Source organism: Curtobacterium sp. MCSS17_007 (genome assembly GCF_003234175.2).
GTDB lineage: Bacteria > Actinomycetota > Actinomycetes > Actinomycetales > Microbacteriaceae > Curtobacterium.
Window position 1 is genome coordinate 969,319 of sequence record NZ_CP126257.1, and the last position, 23,284, is coordinate 992,602.

Below are 23,284 nucleotides of genomic sequence, written 5' to 3' on the forward strand. Positions count from 1 at the left end.
ACACCGATCCGCGAGGCAGGGGTCGCTCGACGCCCCGGTGTCAGTAGACTTGCCGCGATATGGCTGAGTACATCCGACCACACCTAAAACCTAGCACCTGACTGCCGAGGACCCTTTCTCGCTCGCGGTCGGGGCGCTCAGCCCTCTAGCATCAGGCCATGAGTTTGTTCGCGCTGTGGCCGCGCTTTGGATTCTCCGCCAATCCCTACAGTCAAGAGACGCTGCAAGCCGATGCCACGGGCGACACTCTGATTGCCGGGCGAGACGTCGACATCGCGAATTTGCAGATGCGGATCGGCTCCGGCGGAGCGCACGCCTCCGTCGAAGGTCCCATTGGGGCGGGCAAGACAAGCATGATCAACGTGGCTGTCTACCGGATGGCAGACGCCTGCATGAAGGCGAAGAGTGGGGAGTTATTCCTTCCCGCCGTTAGCGCCCTTCAGCCTCGGCAGGACGTTGAGGCTTTCGTCGATGACCTGTTCCGGGTGCTCGCGCAGACGCTCATTCAGTACCGCGGCTCCTTCCGACAAGTGGGTCTTCCCGAGCCAGATACGAAGGCCGTCGACAAGTGGCTGAACAGCGCGCAGTACGAATCTTGGTCGGGCGGCGGTCAAGCCTTTGGCATGGGCATCGACATGGGGGAGGGGTCTGAGCCCAACACCTCCGAGGGATTCACGAGGTCCGGCTTCGAGACCTCGGTGCGTAATGAACTTGCTCGTGTCTTCGGATCGGGCAAGGGGGCAATCGTTTGCGTGTTGGACAATCTCGAAATCCTCGAATCGTCCGGCAAAGCGCGGGCAACGCTGGACGAGCTTCGGGATCGCGTCTTCAACATCCCGGGCGTGCGGTGGGTCTTGTGCGGCTCGCGCGGGATCGTCTCCCGCGCTAGGACGCAACGCCTCAGCGGTGTGATTCAGGCACCTACCATCGTAGGTCCGCTCGAAGATGGCGCAGCCGTCGACGCCGTCGGACGGCGAATCGACTACTACGGCGAGGAGGGTGCTACCGCGCCTGTCACTCCAACTGGATTTGAGTTTATCTATCAGGCGCTCCATCGGAACCTGCGTGACTCGATGGAAAGGGCGCAGGAATTTTCGAACTGGCTCGCTGAACACTATCTCAACGCCGGACAGCCGCTTCCGTCGGAGGAAGATCGCGACCGGTTGGTCGAGTCGTGGCTGTTGGAGCAGGCGGAGCATGCGTACGAGGATGCGCGCGGCGTTCAGCCGCGCGTATGGCAGTTCTTCACTGATCTCGCTCGCCAGACCGCGGGGCGAGCGGGGTCAGGTGAGTATGAGGCTTACGGATTCAACAATCAACAGCAACTTACTGCGTCGGTTACTGCGCTCGCCGACGTGAACCTTGTGGCACGAGAGATTGACCCCGACAACGGGTCGCGCACAATCAATTCGATCACTCCGCTTGGCTGGCTGGTGTTTTTCTACAAGGATCGGTTCGAGTCCATCGCGAAGCTGTAGCAGAGGAGTCGGCCCCGGATATAGCAACTATCCGGGGGCCGACTCCCCTCCAGTATGAGAGGCTGGACGCATGGAGGCAATCACCGTTGCTCTGTCCCTGGCGGCGCTCGTGGTCTCGCTCGCGGCGCTCACGCTGGCGCTGCGAGGCGCTCGCCGCCGCTAGGGGCAAATGACAGAGGCCCTCGCTCGATCACTCGGGCGGGGGCCTCTCGTCGTAACCGCTGAGGCGCGTCGGTGCTTGACCTCTGCAGACGACCGTCGCGCTACTTGGTGAAGGTCACCGTGTCGTACTCGAAACCGCCGGTGACGTCCAACTGCAGGTCGTTCGGGTCCGCGACGTTGAACCCGACGTCGTAGCTGACAGCCTTGCCCGGCAGTACCTTGGTGGTCGGCGGGACGCCGATCTTGCTCTCGGTGTCGACTACCGCGGTTGCCTCCTGCTGTCCGGACGACATCGTGGCGCTGGTGAGCACCGGGTCGTACGGCTTGGAGCCCGTGTTCTGGATTGTGATGGTCACCTTCACGTTGTTCGGCGTGGGGTTGTCGCCCGTGTAGGCGTACTCACCGGGCGTGAACGCGGCAGGCGCGCTGACGCCGATCGAGAGGCCGTCGAACTTCGCGGTCTCGCCGAACTTGTAGACGCCATCGTTCGAGGCCGTCTCGGATTCGGCGGCGGTTGTGGCCGAGGTGGATGCCTTGACGTCATCCATCGACGGGGCCTTCTCGCCAGTCGTGCCGGTCGAGGGGGTCGAGGAGCACCCAGCAACCAGGAGGAGGGCGGCGACGCCCACGAGCGGGGCGGAGAAACGGAGGGAACGCATGTGCTTGGTCCTTGCTGTGAATCCAGTCGGGTCGGTGAGAAGTGTAAGAGGAAAGCGAAGGGTGCTCACGACCCTCAGAAGGGGGATACACGTGCAGACTGCTGATCGTCGGCGCGACTTTTCGGCTCTTCGAACCAAATCGGCCGCCGTTCCGGGCCTTACCGCAACGAAACCGTTACCTGGCTAGCCGCCGTTCGCGGCTACTGGGATCGCGATGCCGCACGGCACGTCGCCAGACCCATGCGTCGAGCGCGAGCCCGTCGATCCGCTCCCAGCGGACGAGGACGGCGTCGGGGGTCTGGGCGACGGCCTCGCCCATGACGCGGAAGAGGCCGTCGGGGGTCTGAATCCATGCGTGCACGGGCAGGAGCCCGCGCCGCGCTCGGGGCCGCCTCGGGCCTCGGGGCTCAGGGAGAACGGCGTACCCGTGACGGGCGGCTGGAAGCGGTCGGGTCGGCGGCGTGCTATGGGGCGATTGTGGCGAGCGCCTCTGTCATCGGGACTGTCGTACGGCGTGCCTACTCTCAGCGGAGGAGGACATATGGAGACGTCAGATGTGCTCGCCGCTGCTGCTCTTGCAGTGGCGATTGGGACGCCGGTTGTGCAAGGGCTGGTGGGGAGGTCGCGGCGGGGGAAGCTCTGGGTTCGCGCCGCGGAGGAGCGGCAGTTCGTGTTTTTCCTCGGGGGACGCCGTCCGGGGAGCAACCTCACGTATCTCGATGTGACGGTAGTTGCACCGCAAAGCGACGCTGTGGCTGATATCGACATCGAGTTGGAGCCAGAGCCGCCCCGATGGGCCGTTGAGGAACGCACGACGCTCGAAGGGGTGCATCTCCGGTCCCGCGAAGATAGTGAGTTCCGTATTCGGATCAACGTCGGAGACGGCGAGGGACTCGACGAGCGTCGTCGGGTGCGTGCGGTCGTCCGTCGTCGTGGCTACCGGGCGGTTCGATCGGATTGGGTCGAATTGCGACCGGATGAGCCATTGACCTCGGATGAGGCGGGGGACGTGGATGACGCTGACGGCGTCGGTGTCGCAGGTGGGGTGCTCGACGGGGACGGCCAAACCGCCTGACGCCAGAATCGGGGTCTTAGGCCCTCAGTCACCCGACGTAAGGCGGCGGGCTCGGCGGGACAGTCCTTTGACGTTGCCCCACTCGGCCCCGACAGTCTCAGACGAATGCTGGTGCAGCCCTTCGTGTGCACGCGCGCTGGCATCGCCAGGCGAGGTAGACGCTCGCGTACTGCTCAATGGCCACGAGTGGAAATGACTGCGCCGACGAAGCGTGAGCACGCCGGAAGCAGGATAAGGCCCCGATGGGGCGTGGTGCGTTGTTCACTGCGTGTGTAGTCGCGCGACTGGTGGAGAGGCCCGCTCGCTTACTACGATCAGCCCACCGCTGCTGCTCAGCCTGACCCGAACGGAGTGCGCCCATGGCCCCAACTGCTTCGCCGCTGGCTCCGGGGAACGATGACCTCCACACTTCCGTCGCGGACGAGGGCGACATCGCTCCCGAGTTGCCGACGCCGGGACACCCGTTGGTGTTCCGCGAGGAGGGCCCGAAGCTGGAGGAGCCTCTGGAAGACTAGAACGGTCTGTCGCGCTTGACCCAAACGGGCGCGCCCAAGACGACAAGAGCCCCCGTGCTCACTCTCGCGAGTGGGAGCGGGGGCTCTCTGCTTTACGCTGCGACGTCGTCGCGCGGCTCGGTCTCGACGGGCGGGAGGATCGGGACCATGACCGGGACCGGGCCGTCGAAGCTTGTGCCGTAGATGCGCTTGGCGCGACGGACGACACGATGCACGGCGGCGGAGACGCGGCCGACGAGGTTAGCGCGGTGCCGAAGGTCGACGGCTGTCAGGGCGAGTGCGTAGGCGTCGCGGACCTCGGGCAAGGCGTCAACCGTTTCGAGTGCGGCGGCATGGAGACCGACTCGGCGTACGAGCCCGTCGTCGAGGAGCGGGGTCTCGCTGTCGTCGATCGCGGCGATAGCGTCGTCGAGGTTCAGGTCAGGTGCGTGCAGCTTCTCTCCCGGAGGGGTCTGACAAACCGTGTGCGGTTTGATGCGGGGCGTGCAGGGGGTCAGTGGGACTGCGTGAGGGTGGTCGATCTCAGGTCGGCAGACGATTTCCCGTGGACCTCGGAACACGCGCTCAGTGTCAGGCGCTATGCCGTTTCGGTAAGGGGCCGACCGGCGGGGGAGGGGTCACCCCCCACCCTCGTTCTCGCATGGCGACGCGGGCCAGAAGGTCTGGGGTGTCGCGCTCCGGATCGTCGGCACGTACCGCGGTCTCAGCAACGACGCCGGGCAATGGGCCGCCATCGCTGGTGTGACACTGACCCAGTTGAGTCAGGCGAAGGGGCACTAGCGCTTGCGGCCGTGTGAGCGTCAGCGCGCCGGAACGCCGAGCAGAGTGTCGATGACAGTCGGCGGAATCGGTCCGGGCAGGAGCACGGTGAGCGCGGCGAATGTGAGCGTCGTGAACTCGTCGCGGTCGAAGGTCTGAGCGGCGAGGTCGAGGTGCTCGGCGAGTCGACCGGCACGGGTTTCGTTGGCAGCGAGGACGCCAACGGCGATCGCGCGGTCCCACGTGAGGTCGAGGCCGGGGGCGTTCTCGTCGAGGGCTTCGAGGTAGCGCTGGACGTGGGGCTGGTCGAGAGCCGCGGCGTCGATGATCGGTGCGACGCCGGAGGGGAGGGGCTTGATCATGGGTGGACTCCGGGGGTGACGGTCTGTGCAGGCTGAGAGGGGCCGCGGAGGCGAGCGGCCCCTCTCGGGGTGGCGTTATGCCGCGATGGACACCTTCGCGACGGCACCGCCGGCGACGCGGGTCACGGCCGCCGTACCGGCGGTGAAGCCGTTGTCGCCCTGCTTGCCGGTGTCCTGGGTGCGGTCCACCCGGTAGAGCGGGGCGACCTGCGCGCCGACAAACGTCGAGACGAGTGAGCGGTCGCGGGTGGTGTTGACGTCGTAGTCGCGAAGGTAGCGCAGCGACATGCCCGTGTTGGGGTCCTGCACGAGCGCGCCGAACGGGGCACCGGCCGGAACCTCGGGAGCGCGGACGGCGAGCGCGATGCCGCTGGCGGTCATGAACACGACTTCGTCGTCGTCGACCCGGCCGGACTCGACGGTCTGGAAGCCACGGATCGTGCCGAGCGCGCCGGTGCGGAGCGAGTCCTCGGTGCCGGTCGCCTGGTAGTCGAGCATGCCGGAGTCGAGCAGTGCGTCGGCGACGTTCGAGCCGACGATCGCGACGAGGTCCTCGGCGGCGACGTCGACGCCGCGAGCGCGGAGAATCGATCGGCCCTTGGTGAACAGGGTGACCGGGTTGGATGCGTTGAAGCTGACGCCGTCCTCGGGGTCGATTCCGGCGATGACGTTGGCGACGGCGGTCTCGATCTTGTCGCTGACGGCGTCGACCTGCGGGGCGAGGACCTGAGCGGAGAAGTCGCCGATTTCGAGGGAGAGGTCTGCCTCGGAGAGTGCGACCGCGGAGTAGGCGTGCACGTCGAGGGTGATCGGCTCGCGGGTCTCGTTGATTGCGTCGAGGACGATCGCGTTGGTGACGTCGTCGAGGCCGCGGGAGTGCGCGGTGAGCGCGCCGGGGACGGTCAGGTAGACGGTGTTGCCGTTGCCGGTCTGGAACTTGCTTTCGTCGTAGACGGCGACGAGGGACGCCAGGCGGGCGTTGTCGCGGTAGAGCGCCATCGCGACTTCGGCGATCTGCCGGGCGTCGTAGTTGGGGTTGAAGCTGTTGGCCATCGGGGCTCCTTGTGCAGAGGTGAGGGACGGGTGCGGAGTTCGCCACCTGGGCGGGTTGCGGACTCCGGTGAGGCCTGCTCGGAGGAGTCGCGGGGCGGCTTGTGGCGCTCGCCTGGAGCGCCGGAGCCGGGTCGGGGGAGCGCGGCAGGAGACCAGGGCGGGAGCGGCGGCGGAGCCGAAGCTCGAACGCCGTCCCTCCCGCCCGTTCACCCTTTCGTCCGGCCGTCGACCAAACGGCCGCCAGACGCGCGTGGAGTGGCGCGCATCTGTCCACAGGAGACTGCGCAGTAGGAGTCTGCGCAGGTTCCGCCCTCGCTAACACGAACCGAGGGCGAAACACTTGACCGGACAGCGGCGGTCCCTTGCGTGCGCCATACCGTGGCACCGCTGTCCGGAGACTGATACCCGGCGCATAGCACGCCGGGGTAGGAGACCCCCGCCTCATGCGACGTCGTAGAGGCATGGTGAGCGACGGCGAAGGCGAGGGGGCCCTGTATGAGTAGGTGGCCGACACGCTGCAACCTGCTCACGCGAGTTCAGCCCGCGCTGCTCGGGCAATGCGTCCGACCCGTACCGGCGATGGAGACGAGAGCGCGCACCGCGAGCCGATGGGGCGCTCTGAGGGGGTGGTCAGCGCCGGGCGGGGCTGCGAGCCGATTTGTCGTGCAGGAAGTGCAGGAAGTGCACGTCTCCTAGTTCTCTCTCTCTAGGAGTCGTCGTCTTAGAGAGAGAACGGGAGAGGGTGCACTTCCTGCACTTCCTGCACAACAAACACTGAACGGCCCCTCTCCGGCGCGGGAGAGAGGCCGTTCGGCATTTGTCGACGCCCGCTCCCGGCGGTGCTACTGCTCGTAATACGCGGGCAACTCCTCGCGAGATGGACGCACCCGTCCCACGACGCGCGGTGTCTCGGCAGCGGGCCGAAGCTCGAAATGGTCGTAAGCGCCAGCGAGGAGCCCGCGGCGTTCCTCCATCGTCGACGCTGCCCACACGTCTGCCCATGTCCCGTCCAACGGCACTTCGACTATGCGCGACTCTCGCGGCAGCGCGAGGAGGTCATCCCGCCGCGCGGTGAGTGCCGCGACCTCGGACGCGAGCGTTTGAACGTCCGCTCCCGGTGCGAGCATGGCTGATGTGGCGGCTCGCATTCGTTCGGTCAAGTCCGCGACTTCGTCATCGGCTTCCCCACCGCGGCTGACTTCCTCGAATCGCACCGCGGGTAGGCCGCCGAACGCTCGGAGGTAAGCGCGCTCCATCTCCGCCTCGGCCAGGTCGGCCTTCACTCGTGAGTGGTGCCTCTGGTTGGCGGGGAGGAGACCACGCGGTGCCGCCGAGCAGCGGTAGTAGTCGTCGTCGCCCGACCGAACGACGTAGACCTTGTGCCCGCACTCTCCACACCAGATCAGCCCAGAGCCGAGCCGGGCTGCACGGCGGCGGCCCTGATTACCGCGCCCCTGCCCCCGGCGGAATCGATCCTGGAGGCGAAGGAAGGTGTCGACATCGAGTATGGGTTCGAAGGCCTGCAAGGGGCGACCATCAGCGCCGAGAACGACGGAGCCATATCGGTCGCGTAGACGCTCGCCTCGGTCAGACGAATCTTGTTCGTCCGGCTCGCCTCTGCGGGTGCCCTGCACGATCCGGCCGAGGAGGTACTGGCTCTGCATCAGTTGGCTCAGCATGCCAGAGGTCCAGCCTCCGGTGGCGAGGCCGGTGGGGTCTTCACCGCGAATGAGCGCGAGGCGCGCGGCAGATCGGGGAGCAGGAACGCCGCGGTCCAAGAAGTCGCGCGCGATGGTGCCAGCGGATTCGCCGCCGAGTAGGCGGTCAGCCGCCTCGCGGACCACGGCGGCCTCTGTGGAGTCGGGTACGAGGCGACGGCCAGGGCGGCCGTCGTCGAACGGAGCCGAGCGGTAGCCCCACGGCGGCGCACCACGACCCGTGAAGCGACCTTGAGCCTGTAGCGCTGCGATTGACCGCTTACGGCGGAGGACCATTGCTTCCCGCTCGCTGTGGGCCACCTCGGAGGCCATGACGAATCGAAGGGCCCAACCGCTAGGGTCCGAGGCTGAATCGATCGCTTCGCGGACAAAGATCACGCGCGGGGGCGTGCGGCGATTGCGCCCTCGACGCACGATCTGCACGAGTTCTGCGTCTTCGCCGACTCCTTGGCGGCTGAACCGGTCGACGGCGTACGCGGCGAGCACGTCGACGTCGCCGTCGCGGAGCATCCGTACGGCCTCGTCGGCGTTGGCACGCCGCTTGCCGCCGGAAAGGCCTTCGTCGACGAACGACGCGACGACTGTCCAGCCCTCACGTTCAGCAAGGGCGCGAAGGTCGTCGCCTTGCCCCTGTAGAGAGGTAGACACCAGGGACTCGCGGCTGAGGCGGCTGTAGAGCACGGCACGCACCCCGCGCCGGGTAGGCTTGGATCCGCTCTTGCTAGTCGTCACGCGATTGAGGATAGGTTCTAGGTTTGGCTGAGTACATCTACCAGATGGTCCGCGCCCGCAAGTCGGTCGGCGACAAGCTGATCCTCGACGACGTCACGATGTCGTTCCTCCCCGGCGCCAAGATCGGCGTCGTCGGACCGAACGGCGCGGGCAAGTCGACGATCCTGAAGATCATGGCGGGTCTCGACCAGCCGTCCAACGGCGAGGCGAAGCTCACCCCGGGCTTCTCCGTCGGCATCCTGATGCAGGAGCCCGAGCTCGACGAGTCGAAGACCGTCCTCGAGAACGTGCAGGAGGGCGTCGGCGAGATCCACGGCAAGATCACGCGCTTCAACGAGATCTCGGCGCTCATGGCCGAGCCGGACGCCGACTTCGACGCGCTCCTCGCCGAGATGGGCACCCTGCAGGAGGAGATCGACGCGGCGGACGCGTGGGACCTCGACTCGCAGCTCGAGCAGGCCATGGCCGCACTCCAGTGCCCCCCGGGTGACGAGCTCGTCACCCACCTCTCCGGCGGTGAGAAGCGTCGCGTCGCGCTCTGCAAGCTGCTGCTGCAGAAGCCCGACCTCCTGCTCCTCGACGAGCCCACCAACCACCTCGACGCCGAGTCCGTCCTCTGGCTCGAGCAGCACCTGCAGCAGTACCACGGCGCCGTCCTGGCCGTGACCCACGACCGCTACTTCCTCGACCACGTCGCACAGTGGATCGCCGAGGTCGACCGCGGCCGTCTGTACCCGTACGAGGGCAACTACTCGACCTACCTCGAGAAGAAGCGCGCCCGACTCGAGGTCCAGGGCAAGAAGGACGCCAAGCTCGCGAAGCGCCTGTCGTCGGAGCTCGACTGGGTCCGCAGCAACCAGAAGGGGCGCCAGGCGAAGTCCAAGGCGCGTCTCGCCCGCTACGAGGAGATGGTCTCCGAGGCCGAGCGCACGCGGAAGCTCGACTTCGAGGAGATCGTCATCCCGGTGGGCCCGCGTCTGGGGTCGCAGGTCATCGACGCCGAGAAGCTGCACAAGCGCTTCGGCGAGCGCGTGATCATCGACGACCTGTCCTTCACGCTGCCCCGGAACGGCATCGTCGGCGTCATCGGCCCGAACGGTGTCGGCAAGACCACGCTCTTCAAGACGATCGTCGGGCTCGAGCCCCTCGACGGCGGCACGCTGAAGATCGGCGAGACGGTCGACATCTCCTACGTCGACCAGAGCCGTGGTGGCATCGACCCGAACAAGAACCTGTGGGAGGTCGTGTCCGACGGACTCGACTACATCCAGGTCGGCAAGACCGAGATCCCGTCGCGTGCCTACGTGTCCCAGTTCGGGTTCAAGGGTCCGGACCAGCAGAAGAAGGCCGGTGTGCTCTCGGGTGGTGAGCGCAACCGCCTCAACCTCGCGCTCACGCTCAAGCAGGGCGGCAACCTGCTGCTCCTCGACGAGCCGACCAACGACCTCGACGTCGAGACCCTCGGCAGCCTCGAGAACGCGCTCCTCGAGTACCCGGGCTGCGCCGTCGTGATCACCCACGACCGCTGGTTCCTCGACCGGATCGCGACCCACATCCTCGCGTGGGAGGGGCTGAACGAGGACGGCACGCCGAACTGGTACTGGTTCGAGGGCAACTTCGAGGCGTACGAGGAGAACAAGGTCGAGCGCCTCGGCGCCGATGCGGCGAAGCCTGGCCGGGCGACCTACCGCAAGCTCACGCGCGACTGATCCGTGGCGAGGCTCCACGCTCCCATCCGCCTGCGGTGGAGTGACATCGACGCGTACGGACACGTCAACAACTCCGCGATGCTGCGTCTCCTGGAGGAGGCGCGCATCGCGGGGTTCTGGGGTCACGACCCGGCCGACGTCGACGATCCGGGCGACCTGCCCGACCCGATCATCGACGGGCGGCCGGGCTCCGGCACGATGACCGTCATCGCGGCGCAGCGGCTCGAGTACCTCGCGTCCATCCCGTACCTGCGTCGCCCCCTCGACGTGCAGCTCTGGATCGGTCGCATCGGCGGCGCGAGCATCGACGTCTCCTACGAGGTCTGGTCGCCGGCGGGTGTCGAACCTGCGGTGCTGTACACCCGAGCGACCACGGCGCTCGTCATGGTGGACGCCGCGACGAACCGACCGCGACGTCTGACCGACGAGGAGCGCGCTGCCTGCGAGCCGTACATCGAGCCACCGGTGACGTTCTCCCGCCCCTAGTGGCCGTGCGTGCTGCTCGGCCTCGATGCCGGAGGTCAGCGGCGGTCAGTAGGCGTCAGCGGGGGACGCGCATCATGCCCTCCTGCGCGACCGAGGCCAGGAGACGACCGTCCCGGGCGAACATCCGTCCGAACGCCAGGCCCCGGCCACCCTGTGCACTCGGCGACTCCTGCGCGTACAGCACCCACTCGTCCGCACGGGCGTCCCGGTGCCACCACATCGCGTGGTCGAGGCTCGCGAGCTTGACCCCTGGCGTCCCCCACGCCATCCCGTGCCGACGCATGATCGGCTCGAGCAGTGACAGGTCGCTGGCGTAGCCGAGCACTGCGCGGTGCAGGGCCGGGTCGTCGGGCAACTCGCCCTGCACCCGGAACCACACGGCCTGGTGCGCGACCTGCTCGCCCTGCACGTCGACGAACACGGGTCCGTCCACGTGCCGCAGGTCGATCGACCGCTCCGCCCAGGCCTGTGCCACCGGGTCGTCGATCGGGGCGAGGATCGACGCGGCGGACGGCAGGGTCTCGGGGTCCGGCGTGTCCACCGGGAACGGGTCCTGGTGCTCGACGCCCTCGTCCGGTCGCTGGAACGACGCGATCATCGAGAAGATCGGCACGCCGCGCTGGTAGGCCTGCACACGGCGCGTGGCGAAGGACCGGCCGTCGTGGATGCGCTCGACGGCGAAGGTGATCGGGACGTCGATGTCGCCGGGGCGCAGGAAGTACCCGTGCATCGAGTGGATGTCGCGGTCCTCGATGGTGTGCTGTGCCGCGACGATGCACTGCGCGAGCACCTGTCCGCCGAACACCCGACCGCCCGGCGACCAGTGGCTGGCGCCGGTGAGGATCGTCTCGCCGGTGCTCGCACCGGTGTCCTGCAGGCGGAGGGTGCTGAGGAAGTCGGGTTCGCCGTTCACCCCCGCAGTCTACGAACCCGTCGCCGGTAGGATCGGTGTCGACATGGGCACCTCGTTCACGCTTCCCGACGCCGCTTCGCTCGGCGACCTCCGTACCTACCTCGGACGCGCTGCCCGGATCGAGGACGGGTCGGTCCGCCTCATCGCCGACTCCGGCGTCCTCGCGGTGTACACGGCGATCCTGTACCCGATCGGTCTGCTGGACGAGCTGCCCACGGTGCTCGGGCTCCGCACGTTCTCGCTCACCCAGCCCGAGCGGATCGACGCGGTCGTCCCGCTCGCATCGCTGCAGGAGCGGCTGCGGGTCCTCGCCGAGGAGCACGACGCGGCCGGTGCGGACGGCGCCGACCCCACCCGTCCGACCCCGATCGAGGTCGAGCTGCCGCACGAGGTCCACACCGTCACCTGGGCTGCGATCTCGCCGCCCCGCGGCGGCTGGGTGCCGTTGCCCGACGTGTCACCGGAACTCCTGCGCAGGGCTGCGCGCGACGGCATCGCCGAGGTGGCCGACGCCGTGCCGTCGAACGCGGGTGAGGCGATCGTCCGTCGCATCCGTGCCGAGGTCTGGGGGCGACCGGTGCCGGGTATCGAGCACGTGCCCGCGGCGGCGGGCTTCGCGGGGGAGAGCCTCGGGTTCCTCGGGCACGACCCGGTGCGCCTGTTCGAGACCGGTCCCTGGAGCCGCCTCACGACGTCGCGGGGCCACGTCCTCGTCAAGCGCCGCGCCTGGAGTCTCGACCACTAGCCGCGTCACGGGAGCGGCAGCAGGGCACGACGTGCCACCGCCCCACACGTGCGCTGTGGAGGGGAACGTCCGTCCACAGGTGTGGCCCTCGTCCACCAGCCGCGCCGGTCGCCGTGGTTGGGTGGCGTCATGAACGTCCTCCTCACCGGTGCGTCCGGCTACATCGGGTCATCCGTCCTCCGCGCCCTCGTCGCCCACGGGCACGAGGTGAGCGCGATCGTCCGCTCGGACGCGAAGGCGCAGACCGTCCGTGATGCCGGCGGCCGGGCCGTCGTCGGTGACGTCACCGACACGGACCTCGTCCGGCGCCTCGCGCACGAGTCGGACGGCGTCGTCCACACGGCCTCCGCCGCGTCGGTGGACCCGGACGTCACCGCGACCGTGACCGAGGCGCTCTCCGGCACCGTCAAGCCGTTCGTGCACACCGGCGGGATCTTCACGTTCGGTGCCTCGGAGGACATCTCGGAGCAGTCGCCGGTGTCACCGCCGGCGCTCACCGCCTGGCGCGCTCCGATCGAGGCGCGTGTCCGTACGAGCGACGCCCGGACCACGATCATCGCGCCGGGCATCGTCCACGGCCGAGGGGCGGGCATCCCCGCGATGTTCGTCGGCGATGGCGAGCACGAGGTCCGGCTGGTCGGGGACGGCTCACAGCGCTGGACGACGGTGCACGTCGACGACCTCGGGGAGCTGTACGTGCTCGCCCTGCACCGAGCCGAGCAGGACGGCTACGTCGTCGCGGCCTCGGGTGACAACCCGACCGTGCGGGAGATCGCCGAGGCGGGCGCACACGGATCGCCCGTCGTCCCCGAGAGCGCCGACGAGAGCCGCGCGCGCTTGGGCAGGGAATTCGCCGACGCACTGCTCCTGCACCAGGCGGCATCGGGCGCGCACGCGCGTGCCGCGCTCGGTTGGGAGCCGAGCGGCCCGACCCTGCTGGAGGACCTGGCACACGGTTCGTACGCCCGCTGACAGCGCCCGGAGCCAGCAACGTCGGACGGGAGGCGCGTGGCGGCGCCGCCACGCGCCTCCCGTCCGAGGCAGCGACCAGGTGCGCTCAGTCGAACGTGTTCGTCATGGCGTGGGCGGCCCGGTCGAGGTAGGCCCACAGCTCCGCCTCGTCGAGCGGTGCGAGTGCGAGCGACTCCACCGCCTCGTGCATGTGGTGCAGCCAGCGTTCCCGCGCCTCGGAGGTGATCCGGAACGGGTTGTGGCGCATCCGCAGCCGCGGGTGTCCACGTTCCTCGCTGTACGTGCCCGGCCCGCCCCAGTACTGCTGCAGGAACGCCGAGAGCCGCCAGATCGCGCCCTCGAGGTCGTCGGCCGGGTACATCGGCCAGATGACCTCGTCCTGTTGCACGCCCTCGTAGAAGCGGCGCACGAGCCGGTCGAACGTCGGTGCGCCGCCGATCCGGTCGTACAGCGACCCCGTCGCGCTGGCCCCGTGCTCACCGACCCGCAGGGTGATCGGCTGTGCGGGGACGCCCCGGGGGACGCCCCCGGGAACCGGCGGGTTGAGGTCGCTCACTGGTGGTCCTTCCCGGGGTCCTGGTCGTCCGTGCGGATCGCCCGTCCGAACAGGTTCCCACGCTTCCCGCGGGACTTCGTCGGTGCCGGCGTCGGCTGGGTCCGGACGGTCCGCAGCCCGTTGATCGAGGTGGCGTTCTCCCACCCCTCGGGCATGATCATCGCCATGGCCGGCAGGGTGACGCCGAGTTCGTCGACGGCGCGCTTGAGGCGCACGCGCATCTCGCGGCCGACGACGTCGAGCTCGGCGGCGCGCGTCTTCACGACCAGTCGGAACACCATGCCGGCATCCGAGATCGACTGCAGACCCCAGATCTCCGGCTTCTCGACGATGCGCTGCCGCCAACGGGGCTCCTGCGACATGGTCACGGCTGCGCGGAGCAGGGCATCCTGGACAGCGTCGATGTCCGTGTCGTAGGGCACCGTGATGTCGACGAGCACACGGGACCACCCCTGCGAGAGGTTGCCGACGCGCAGGATCTGCCCGTTCGGGACGAACCACAGGATGCCGTTCACGTCGCGGATCTGCATGACGCGCAGGCCGACGTTCTCGACGACACCCGTGGCCTGGCCGGTGTCGACGACGTCGCCGACGCCCGCCTGGTCCTCGAGGATCATGAAGACGCCGGAGAGCAGGTCCTTCACGATGCTCTGCGCGCCGACCGCGAGGCCCGCGGCGATGAGCGAGGCACCACCGACGATCCCGACGGCGGCGTTCGGCAGGACCTGCGGGATGATCACCGCCAGCGCGATGATCACGACCACGACCGTCGCGAGGTTCTCGAGGACGCTGCCGAGCGTCCGTGTCCGTTGCACCACGCGGGCCGTCTGCACCGGGGAGGCGATGAGGGCCTGGGTGTCCTCGACGTTCTGTCGACGCTTCGCCCCGTTGACGACGCGGTCGACGACGCTCTTGATGGTGCGGCGGAGGAGCAGCCGGATGACGATCGCAGCGATGATCGTGACCACGATGACGATCGGTACGTGCCACGTGTCGACGAACTGGGTGAAGGTGTTCGACATCCACTTCGGGACGTCATCGGTGTTCGCAGCCAAGTTCATGATCCGAACGATGGTAGAGGGCGGGGCCTCGGCGTCCCTTGAGGAACACCGAGGCCCCGCCTCAGTCCGACCGCAGCGCGAGGGTCAGGCGTCGGCCGCCTGGACCCGCAGGGCGCGCTCGGTACCCGCGAGGTTCTCGGACACGATGCGACGCAGCGCCGGGGTCTCCGGGTGTGCGTCGAGCCAGGCGTTCGCCGCGTCGCGGAGCTCGACCGATGCGAGCGGTGCCGGGTAGAGCCCGCTGACGATCGTGTCGGCGATGTGGTAGGTCCGCTCGGCCCAGATGCGCGTCAGCACGTCGAAGTACTTCGACACGAGCCCCTCGAGCACGACCGGGCTGTTGGTGTGCTGGAACCCGACGGTCGTCTGGCGGACGATCGCGTTGGGCGCCTCGGCCGAGTCGACGAGCGACGAGAACGCCGCGAGCTTGCCCTCGGCCGTGGGGATCGTCGCACGCGCCCGGGCGGCGGCCTGCTCACCCGAGGCCGTCTTGTCGGCCGCGAGCTCGGCGTCGACCTCGGCGTCACCGGCAGCACCGGCGAGCACGAGGCCCTCGAGCAGCTCCCAGCGCAGATCGGTGTCGATCTCCAGGCCCTGGAGCGTGACGGAACCGTCGCGCAGGCCCTGCAGGGTCGTCACGTGCTCCGGCGTCGAGGCGATCTGCGCGAAGAACTTCACGAACTGGAACTGGGCGTCGGAACCGGCCTCGGCCGAGGCCGCCAGCTGCCAGAGCGTGTCGCCGACGGTGCGGACGGTGGCGTCGACCTTCGCCGGCGCGACGTAGCTGCGCGCGGTCAGGAGCAGCTGCGAGAGCGTGGTGCGGATCGTCGTCGACTCGGTCTCGGTCGCGATGTTGCCGAGCACGAGGCGGACGTAGTCGCTCGCGGGCGACTCGGCGTCGCGCGTGGCGTCCCACATCGCACCCCAGACGATGGAGCGGGCCAGCGGGTTCGCGATCGAGGCGAGGTGCTCGATCGCGGTACGGCGGGACTGCTCGTCGAGACGGATCTTGGCGTACGCCAGGTCGTCGTCGTTGAGGAGCACGAGGTCGCCGCGGTGCACGCCGACGAGCTCGGGGACCTCGGTGCGGGCACCGTCGACGTCGATCTCGACGCGGTGCGTGCGCTCGAGCTTGCCGCCGGCTGAAGCGGTGTCGGCACCGAACGGCGCCGACTCGTCCGTGGCGAACCCGTAGACGCCGATCGCCAGGCGGTGCGGGCGGAGCGTCGGGTGGTCGGCCGGGGCCTCCTGCAGCACGGCGAAGGACGTGATCACGCCGGACTCGTCGACCTCGATCTCGGGGCGCAGCGTGTTCACCCCGGCGGTCTCGAGCCACAGCTTCGACCACTCGGTCAGGTCGCGGCCGCTGGTCGCCTCGAGCTCGACGAGCAGGTCACGGAGCTCGGTGTTCGAGTGGTGGTGCTTCTTGAAGTACGCCGAGACGCCCGCGAAGAACGCGTCGATGCCGACCCACGCCACGAGCTGCTTGAGGACGGAACCGCCCTTGGCGTACGTGATGCCGTCGAAGTTGACCTGGACGTCCTCGAGGTCGTTGATCGTCGCGACGATCGGGTGCGTCGAGGGGAGCTGGTCCTGGCGGTAGGCCCAGGACTTCTCCATCGCCTGGAACGTGGTCCACGCCTCGGTCCACTCGGTGGCCTCGGCCGTGGCGATGGTCGACGCCCACTCGGCGAACGACTCGTTCAGCCACAGGTCGTTCCACCACTTCATGGTGACGAGGTCGCCGAACCACATGTGCGCGAGCTCGTGCAGGATCGTGACGACCCGGCGCTCCTTGATGGCATCGGTGACCTTGGACCGGAACACGTAGGTCTCGGTGAACGTCACGCAGCCGGCGTTCTCCATCGCGCCGGCGTTGAACTCCGGCACGAAGAGCTGGTCGTACTTCTCGAACGGGTACGGGACGTCGAACTTCTCCTCGTAGTAGGCGAAGCCCTTCTTCGTCGTCTCGAAGACGTACTCGGGGTCGAGGTACTCGGCGAGCGAGCGCCGCGCGAAGACACCGAGCGGGATGGTGCGACCGTCGCGGCTGGTGAGCTCGTCGCGGACGACCTCGTACGGGCCGGCGACGAGCGCCGTGATGTAGCTCGAGATCTTCGCGGTCGGGGTGAACGACCAGGTCGCGACCTCGCCGTCGACGTGCGGCTCGGGCGTCGGGGAGTTCGAGACGACCTGCCAGCGGGCCGGCGCCGTGACGGTGAAGGTGAACTCGGCCTTGAGGTCGGGCTGCTCGAACACCGCGAACATGCGGCGGGAGTCCGGGACCTCGAACTGGGAGTACAGGTAGACCTCGTCGTCGACGGGGTCGACGAAGCGGTGCAGGCCCTCGCCCGTGTTCGTGTACATCGCGTCGGCGACCACCACGAGCTCGTTCTGCTCCTGCAGGTCGTCGAGCTGGATCCGGACGCCGTCGTTGATGGCCGCGACGTCGAGCGCGGTGCCGTTCAGCGTGATCGAGTGCACGGTCTTCGTGATCGCGTCGATGAAGGTCGAGGCACCGGCCGTCGCGGTGAACCGGACGCGCGTGGTGCTGCCGAAGGTCTCGGCCCCGCGGGTCAGGTCCAGCTCGACGTCGTACGTCTGCACGTCGACGATCGCGGCGCGTTCCTGGGCTTCGGTTCTGGTGAGGTTCTCTCCGGGCACGGACGCTCCAACTTCGCTTGCGGCGCGGACGATCGATGTCCGCGGTGAGGGGATCCCGGCAGGCGTCGTGCGCCGTCGGGACGATGGGATCAGCCTAGCGAGCGCGCGTACGCTCGCAGCGTGACCGAGACGACTGTGGACAACACCGAGACCGCCCGTACCGCTGTGGAGTTCTGGTTCGACCCGAACTGCCCGTGGGCCTGGATGACCAGCCGCTGGGTCGGCGAGGTCGAGCGGCAGCGCCCGATCGACGTGACGTGGCGCGTGATGAGCCTGTTCGTCCTGAACGAGGACCAGGACATCCCGGACGAGTACCGGGAACGCATCCACAAGGGGCAGGTCTACCCGCGCATCGTGACCGCCGCGCTGCTCCGCCACGGCCAGGAGATCGTCAAGCCGCTGTACGACGCACTCGGCGAGCACGTCCACCACCGCCAGGAGTCCGACCCGGACCAGGTCGTCCCGGCCGTGCTCCGCGAGCTCGACCTCGACGAGGACCTGCTCGAGTACGCCTGGACCGACGAGGTCGACCAGGCCGTCCGCGCCAGCCACCAGGACGGCATCGACCGGGTCGGCCAGGACGTCGGCACCCCGGTCATCGCCGTCGAGGGCACCGCCTTCTTCGGCCCCGTCATCTCGCCGGCCCCGAAGGGACAGGAGGCGCTCGACCTGTGGGACGGCGTCGTCGCGGTCGCGAAGGTCCCCGGCTTCTTCGAGCTCAAGCGCTCACGGACGGTCGGCCCGATCTTCGACACCGTCGAGTAGCCCGGCCAGCGTCCACGACGCGACCGGTGGACGGACGGGAGGCGCGGTGCGGCTCCGCCCGCGCCCGCCGTCCGGCCGGCGCCCCGTCAGGCCAGCGGCAGCCGCATCAGGGTCAGGTCCAACCACCGGTCGAACTTCCGCCCGACCTCGGGCAGGACGCCGACGACGGTGAACCCGAGCCGCTCGTGCAGCGCGATCGAGCCGGTGTTCGTCGAGCAGATGCCCGCCATCAGGACGTGCATCCCGGCCGCCCGGGCGTGCGCGACGAGGGCCTCCATCAGCACGGTCGCGATGCCCCGACCGCGGAACGCCGGCACGACGTAGACGCTGTGCTCGACCGTGTGCCGGTACCCCTGGTGCGGCCGGAACGCGCTGTAGGTGACGTAGCCCGCGACCGCCCCGTCGACCTCGGCGACCAGCACGGGCAGTCCGGCGGCACGACGCTCGGCGAGCCACCCGTCGAAGTACTCCCGCGGGTGCGGCTCCTCCTGCCAGATGGCGGTCGAGTGCAGCACGGCGTCGACGTGCAGGGCGTGGACGACGTCGAGGTCGCGCGGCTCGCAGTCCCGGACCGTGACCGGGGCCGTCCACTCCGTCGCATATGCTGTCGCCATGTCTCAGATCGTAGACGACGTCGAGCCGGCGGCGGAACCCGGTGACGAACACCCGGACGACGCCGACCAGCGCCGCTTGGGGGAGCGGCTGCAGCGTCTGCGGACCGAACGGAAGTGGAGCCTGACCGAGCTCGCCGAGGAGTCCGGTGTCTCCCGCGCGATGATCAACCGCGTCGAGCGCGGGGTCTCGAGCCCGACGGCGACGATCCTCGGCAGGCTGTCCGGTGCGTTCGGGCTCACGATCTCGCAGCTCCTCGACGAGGCACTCGACCACGAGGTGCCCAGGGCGACCGACCCGGACGAGGCACGTGGCGTCCAGCGCGGCGCGACCGCCGACTCGTGGACCGACCCCGAGACCGGGTACCGCCGCCGTCCGGTCTCGAGTGCAGACTTCCCCGCGGACGTCACCGAGGTGCGCCTCCCGGCCGGTGAACAGGTGGCCTACCCGGCGTCCGCCTACGCGTTCCTGCGGCACTGCATCTGGGTGGTCGACGGTGTGCTCGAGGTCGTCGTCGGCGACGATCAGACGCGGCTCGGTGCCGGCGACCGCATCGAGCTCGGCGAGCCCGCCGACGTCGTCTACCGGAACCCCGGCGCGGAGCCCGTGCGGTACGTCGTGGTGGTGGTCCGGGCCGCGCGGGGCCGGGAATAGGATCGGAGCCATGCGCATCCACCTCGGAACGGACCACGCCGGCCTCGAGTTCAACAAGACCCTCGCCCAGCACCTGACCGACGCGGGGCACGAGGTCGTCGACCACGGTCCGACCGAGTACGACGCGCTGGACGACTACCCCTCGTTCTGCATCAACGCCGCGCACGCCGTGGTGCAGGACCAGCGCGCGGGCGTCGAGGCGCTCGGTGTCGTCTTCGGCGGCTCGGGCAACGGCGAGCAGATCGCCGCGAACAAGGTCGAGGGCATCCGCGCCGCGCTCGTCTGGAACGAGTCCACCGCAGTGCTCGCCCGGCAGCACAACGACGCGAACGTGATCTCGATCGGCGCGCGCCAGCACACCGAGGACGAGGCCATCCGGTTCGTCGACCTCTTCATCGCCGAGCCCTTCTCCGGCGAGGAGCGTCACGCCCGCCGGATCGCGCAGCTCGCCGAGTACGAGACGACGGGGCACATCGCCGGTAAGCAGATCGACGAGTAGTCCGGGTAGACAGGACCGATGCCAGAGGGTCACTCCGTCCACCGCATCGCGAACCAGTTCTCGCGGCACTTCGTCGGGAAGCGCTGCGAGGTCTCCAGCCCGCAGGGGCGGTTCGCGGCCGGTGCCGCCCAGCTCGACGGCAAGCGCATGATCGCTGCCCGGGCCGTGGCGAAGCAGATGTTCCTCGAGTTCGAGGACGACCTGTTCCTCCGCGTGCACCTCGGGCTCTACGGCGCGTGGGACTTCGCCGGCGTGATCTCGTCGGCCGAGGCACTGTCCGAGGACGGTGACGGCGAGGAGTCGCTGTCGTCGATCGGCGCTCCGCGGCTCGCCCGCTACCGGATGGCCGAGCAGGAGAAGGCCGAGGACCCGATCGAGGCGTTCCCGCCGGACCCCGTCGGCCAGGTGCGCGTCCGCATCCTGACCGAGGACACGGTCGCCGACCTCCGCGGCCCGACCGCCTGCGTGGTCGAGGACCCGGCCGGCGTGCAGCGCGCCCTCGACAAGCTCGGACCGGACCCGATCAACGACGACGGGCCGGAGGCGGAGAAGACCTTCGTCGACAACGTCCGGAAGCGCAACGTCGCGATCGGGCAGCTGCTCATGGACCAGTCGGTGGTCGCGGGCATCGGCAACATCTACCGCGCCGAGCTGCTCTTCCGGCAGCGCATCGATCCGTACAAGCCCGGCAAGAAGATCACCGTGAAGCAGGCGAAGGCGCTCTGGCAGGACTGGTCGAAGCTGCTGCACGCGGGGGTCCGGGACGGCCTCATGCTGACGATGGACGACCTGTCCGAGGCCGACCACGCCAAGGCCGTCCGCTCGCGGAAGGACCGGCACTGGGTGTACCACCGCCAGGGCGAACCCTGCCGGGTGTGCGGGACCGAGATCCGGATGGCGGACATGGCCGGACGCAAGCTCTACTGGTGCCCGCGCGATCAGAAGTAGACCGGGGACCAGAAGGAGCTGCTGGACGGAACGAGCCGCGGCCGCTACAGGTCGCGGTGCGTGAACCGCCCCGCGATCGCGGTCCCCAGCACCTCGGCGTGGCGCAGCGCCGCCGAGTCGGCGACCGCCAGCGGGTCCGCGGCCAGCAACACCAGGTCGGCCACGTCACCGACGGACACTCCGACCCGGCTGCCCTCGGTCGAGCCGCGCCACGCGGTCAGCGCGGACAGGCGTTCCTCCGGGTGCCACGGCGTACGGCCGTCGCGGTCCCGCCCGACCGCGGCCGCCATCGACACCCACGGGTCGAGCGGCGCCACGGGAGCGTCCGACCCGAGCCGGAGCTCGGCCCCCGTCCGGTGCAGCGACGCGAACGGGAAGGCCCGGTCGGTCACGTCCGCCCAGTACCGGTCGGCGATGTCCCGGTCGTCCATCGCGTGCTCCGGCTGGACCGACGCCACGATCCCGAGCCGGGCGAACCGGTCGACGTCGGTGTCGGCGAGCAGCTGGGCGTGCTCGATGCTGCCCCGCGCGCCCACGGCCTCGAACACGTCGAGCGCCAGGGTGTTCGCCCGGTCGCCGATCGCGTGCACGGCCGGCACGAGCCCGGCGTCGACGGCGCGCCGGACCATCGCCACGAGGTCCTCGAACGGGTACGCGAGCGCGCCCTCGCCCGACGTCATCGCGGCCGTCCTCGTGCCGAGCGAGCCGTCGGTGATCACCTTGAACGGACCCATCCGGGCCAGTCCGCGGGTGCCGTCCACGACGTCACCGGTGCGCAGGCCGCGAGCGATCGCCGCATCGAGCTCGCCCGGGTACACCCCCGAGTCGACCCGCAGGCCGTCCGTCCCCGCGTGCACCCGCCGGGTCCAGCGGTCGAGCCCGAAGACCATCTCGAGGTCGACCACGCGCGTCACGCCGCGGGCGGCCGCCGCGTCGACCGCCTCGGCCACCCAGCCGTCGAGCACGTCGTCCGGCACCCGGGACAGCACCGCGGTCACGTCGAAGGCGTCCTGCTCGCGCAGCACCCCGTCGTCGCCGGCCGCGAGCGGCCGTCCGAGGAGCGCCGAGCAGTGGGCGAGCGCGAGCGCGTTGCACCAGACGGCGTGCAGGTCCGCGGCCACGACGACGACCGGGAGGCCCGGTGCGGCCCGGTCGAGCAACTCGCGTCGTGCGGGGCGGGGCCAGTTCCCGTCACGGTAGCCGTGACCGACGAGCACCAGGTCGGTCACACCGGCGCGCGCGACCGTGGCGAGCGCGTCGGCGGTCGCCTCCGCCGAGGTGCAGGTGGACACGTCGACGCGCCGGCGGACGAGCGCCCACTGGTCGAAGTGCACGTGGTGGTCGACGAGGCCCGGGCCGAGCCACGCGCCGTCGGTCTCGACGACGTCGGCGTCGACGCTCGACGGGGGGTCGAGCGTGCCCGCGGGGGCGACCGCCTCGACGCGGCCGTCGACGATGCGGACGTCGCACGGGGCGCCGGAGGTGCCCACCCGGCGGACGGTGCGGAGCAGGACGTCCGTCACGATGCCTCCCGTCCGTCCCGGCGCTCCACGTGTGCGCGCTCGACCGCGTCGGCGAGTGCCGGCGAGGCGTAGGGGCCGTCACCCCGGAGCCCCGCGACGATCCGCTCGACGACCTCGGGAGCCTTGTTCTGCGAGAGCTTCGCGCGTGCGTCGAACCGGGTGACCCGGACGCGGATGCCGACGGTGCCCTTCGCCATGCGCCGGGCCGTGTCCTCGTCGACCTCGAGGGACACCGGTTCGGGCATGACCCGCTCGAAGTGGTCGACCAGCTCGCCGAGCACGCGGAAGTTCTCCTCGTCGGACAGGATCTCCGGCGTCCCCCAGCAGTGCGCCGTCACGTGGTTCCAGGTCGGGACGAACTGCTCCGGCGGGTACCAGGCGGGGGAGACGTACCCGTGCGGACCCTGGAAGACGACGAGGACCTCGTGCTGTCCGAGCTCGTGCGCGACCTCGTCCGGCCTGCCGACGTGCGACACGAGGACGAGGTGGTCGGGATCGTCGTCCGGGCCCGGCGCCTCGAGCAGGAAGGGGTAGTGCGAGGCGACGAGCCCCGAAGCGGTGTGCGAGACGATCGTCGCCCACGGGTGCCCGTCGATCAGGCGCCGCACCTCGTCGACGTCGGTCATCAGGAAGTGGGGTGTGTGCCGCATGCGACGAGCGTGGC

General features: G+C 69.3%; 22 protein-coding genes. 10 read left to right on the plus strand and 12 right to left on the minus strand.

Features of this window, described 5'->3' with window-relative positions; translation table 11 throughout:
* The first annotated feature begins 158 nt into the window (after positions 1 to 158).
* Positions 159 to 1,478 carry a P-loop NTPase fold protein gene (locus tag DEJ22_RS04565; protein WP_111227593.1) on the plus strand — a complete coding sequence of 440 codons (1,320 nt, stop codon included), beginning with the start codon at positions 159 to 161 and terminating at the stop codon, positions 1,476 to 1,478.
* Between the two features lie 263 nt (positions 1,479 to 1,741).
* Here the strand turns inward: DEJ22_RS04565 and DEJ22_RS04570 are convergent, their stop codons facing one another.
* Entirely contained in the window at positions 1,742 to 2,299 is a 558-nt protein-coding gene (locus DEJ22_RS04570) for a DUF4352 domain-containing protein (protein ID WP_111227592.1), read from the minus strand.
* Positions 2,300 to 2,840: 541 nt separating this feature from the next.
* Here DEJ22_RS04570 and DEJ22_RS04575 point away from each other — a divergent pair.
* Entirely contained in the window at positions 2,841 to 3,374 is a 534-nt protein-coding gene (locus DEJ22_RS04575) for a hypothetical protein (RefSeq protein WP_111227590.1), read from the plus strand.
* Between the two features lie 607 nt (positions 3,375 to 3,981).
* Here the strand turns inward: DEJ22_RS04575 and DEJ22_RS04580 are convergent.
* From DEJ22_RS04580 to DEJ22_RS04595, 4 genes are all read right to left on the minus strand, one after another.
* The gene (locus DEJ22_RS04580; RefSeq protein WP_146241775.1) at positions 3,982 to 4,449 is read right to left on the minus strand and encodes a hypothetical protein; all 468 of its coding nucleotides are present in this window, start codon (positions 4,447 to 4,449) and stop codon (positions 3,982 to 3,984) included.
* Between the two features lie 240 nt (positions 4,450 to 4,689).
* Positions 4,690 to 5,010 carry a hypothetical protein gene (locus tag DEJ22_RS04585; protein ID WP_111227588.1) on the minus strand — a complete coding sequence of 107 codons (321 nt, stop codon included), beginning with the start codon at positions 5,008 to 5,010 and terminating at the stop codon, positions 4,690 to 4,692.
* A gap of 75 nt (positions 5,011 to 5,085) precedes the next feature.
* Positions 5,086 to 6,063 carry a major capsid protein gene (locus DEJ22_RS04590; protein WP_111227587.1) on the minus strand — a complete coding sequence of 326 codons (978 nt, stop codon included), beginning with the start codon at positions 6,061 to 6,063 and terminating at the stop codon, positions 5,086 to 5,088.
* 842 nt (positions 6,064 to 6,905) lie between these two features.
* Positions 6,906 to 8,471, minus strand: coding sequence for a recombinase family protein (locus DEJ22_RS04595; protein WP_181430878.1), 1,566 nt, complete (start codon positions 8,469 to 8,471; stop codon positions 6,906 to 6,908).
* A 65-nt stretch (positions 8,472 to 8,536) separates the two neighbouring features.
* Between DEJ22_RS04595 and ettA the strand changes: the two genes are divergently transcribed.
* A complete protein-coding gene (gene ettA / locus DEJ22_RS04600; RefSeq protein ID WP_111227585.1) occupies positions 8,537 to 10,222 on the plus strand; it encodes an energy-dependent translational throttle protein EttA in 1,686 nt (561 codons plus the stop codon).
* Between the two features lie 3 nt (positions 10,223 to 10,225).
* A complete protein-coding gene (locus DEJ22_RS04605) occupies positions 10,226 to 10,708 on the plus strand; it encodes an acyl-CoA thioesterase (protein ID WP_111227584.1) in 483 nt (160 codons plus the stop codon).
* A gap of 55 nt (positions 10,709 to 10,763) precedes the next feature.
* On the opposite strand, the gene DEJ22_RS04610 is transcribed toward DEJ22_RS04605, so the two are convergent.
* Entirely contained in the window at positions 10,764 to 11,621 is an 858-nt protein-coding gene (locus DEJ22_RS04610; protein WP_111227583.1) for an acyl-CoA thioesterase, read from the minus strand.
* Between the two features lie 43 nt (positions 11,622 to 11,664).
* On the opposite strand from DEJ22_RS04610, the gene DEJ22_RS04615 reads away from it, so the two are divergent.
* Together DEJ22_RS04615 and DEJ22_RS04620 are read left to right on the plus strand one after the other, a co-directional pair.
* A complete protein-coding gene (locus tag DEJ22_RS04615; RefSeq protein WP_111227582.1) occupies positions 11,665 to 12,366 on the plus strand; it encodes a DUF8185 domain-containing protein in 702 nt (233 codons plus the stop codon).
* A 129-nt stretch (positions 12,367 to 12,495) separates the two neighbouring features.
* Entirely contained in the window at positions 12,496 to 13,338 is an 843-nt protein-coding gene (locus DEJ22_RS04620) for an NAD-dependent epimerase/dehydratase family protein (RefSeq protein ID WP_111227640.1), read from the plus strand.
* A gap of 85 nt (positions 13,339 to 13,423) precedes the next feature.
* Here DEJ22_RS04620 and DEJ22_RS04625 read toward each other — a convergent pair whose 3' ends face one another.
* The 3 genes from DEJ22_RS04625 to pepN form a co-directional block, all read right to left on the minus strand.
* Entirely contained in the window at positions 13,424 to 13,894 is a 471-nt protein-coding gene (locus DEJ22_RS04625; RefSeq protein WP_502862334.1) for a globin, read from the minus strand.
* Positions 13,891 to 14,955 carry a mechanosensitive ion channel family protein gene (locus DEJ22_RS04630; protein ID WP_111227581.1) on the minus strand — a complete coding sequence of 355 codons (1,065 nt, stop codon included), beginning with the start codon at positions 14,953 to 14,955 and terminating at the stop codon, positions 13,891 to 13,893. Before DEJ22_RS04630 ends, DEJ22_RS04625 begins: the two co-directional genes overlap by 4 nt.
* Positions 14,956 to 15,039: 84 nt before the next feature.
* The gene (pepN, locus tag DEJ22_RS04635; protein WP_111227580.1) at positions 15,040 to 17,619 is read right to left on the minus strand and encodes an aminopeptidase N; all 2,580 of its coding nucleotides are present in this window, start codon (positions 17,617 to 17,619) and stop codon (positions 15,040 to 15,042) included.
* Positions 17,620 to 17,739: 120 nt separating this feature from the next.
* On the opposite strand from pepN, the gene DEJ22_RS04640 reads away from it, so the two are divergent.
* Positions 17,740 to 18,384: a mycothiol-dependent nitroreductase Rv2466c family protein gene (locus DEJ22_RS04640; protein WP_349775157.1), complete on the plus strand. Its 645-nt coding sequence runs from the start codon at positions 17,740 to 17,742 to the stop codon at positions 18,382 to 18,384.
* Positions 18,385 to 18,470: 86 nt separating this feature from the next.
* Here the strand turns inward: DEJ22_RS04640 and DEJ22_RS04645 are convergent, their stop codons facing one another.
* Positions 18,471 to 18,998 carry a GNAT family N-acetyltransferase gene (locus DEJ22_RS04645; protein WP_111227579.1) on the minus strand — a complete coding sequence of 176 codons (528 nt, stop codon included), beginning with the start codon at positions 18,996 to 18,998 and terminating at the stop codon, positions 18,471 to 18,473.
* Here DEJ22_RS04645 and DEJ22_RS04650 point away from each other — a divergent pair.
* Genes DEJ22_RS04650 through DEJ22_RS04660 form a run of 3 tightly spaced genes read left to right on the plus strand, consistent with a single transcriptional unit; the run spans position 18,997 to position 21,097 of the window.
* Complete coding sequence (locus DEJ22_RS04650) at positions 18,997 to 19,650, plus strand: helix-turn-helix domain-containing protein (protein WP_111227578.1); 654 nt, start codon at positions 18,997 to 18,999, stop codon at positions 19,648 to 19,650. The genes DEJ22_RS04645 and DEJ22_RS04650 overlap by 2 nt on opposite strands.
* Before the next feature lie 10 nt (positions 19,651 to 19,660).
* On the plus strand, positions 19,661 to 20,149 hold the full coding sequence (locus DEJ22_RS04655) for a ribose-5-phosphate isomerase (protein WP_111227577.1): 489 nt from the start codon (positions 19,661 to 19,663) through the stop codon (positions 20,147 to 20,149).
* A gap of 18 nt (positions 20,150 to 20,167) precedes the next feature.
* Complete coding sequence (locus DEJ22_RS04660) at positions 20,168 to 21,097, plus strand: Fpg/Nei family DNA glycosylase (protein WP_111227576.1); 930 nt, start codon at positions 20,168 to 20,170, stop codon at positions 21,095 to 21,097.
* 44 nt (positions 21,098 to 21,141) lie between these two features.
* Here the strand turns inward: DEJ22_RS04660 and DEJ22_RS04665 are convergent, their stop codons facing one another.
* Both DEJ22_RS04665 and DEJ22_RS04670 read right to left on the minus strand, forming a co-directional pair.
* Positions 21,142 to 22,620 (minus strand): amidohydrolase, encoded by a 1,479-nt coding sequence (locus DEJ22_RS04665; protein ID WP_111227575.1) that lies wholly within the window; start codon positions 22,618 to 22,620, stop codon positions 21,142 to 21,144.
* Positions 22,617 to 23,270 carry an FMN-binding negative transcriptional regulator gene (locus tag DEJ22_RS04670; RefSeq protein ID WP_111227574.1) on the minus strand — a complete coding sequence of 218 codons (654 nt, stop codon included), beginning with the start codon at positions 23,268 to 23,270 and terminating at the stop codon, positions 22,617 to 22,619. The genes DEJ22_RS04665 and DEJ22_RS04670 overlap by 4 nt, the downstream gene beginning before the upstream one ends.
* Positions 23,271 to 23,284 lie beyond the last annotated feature (14 nt).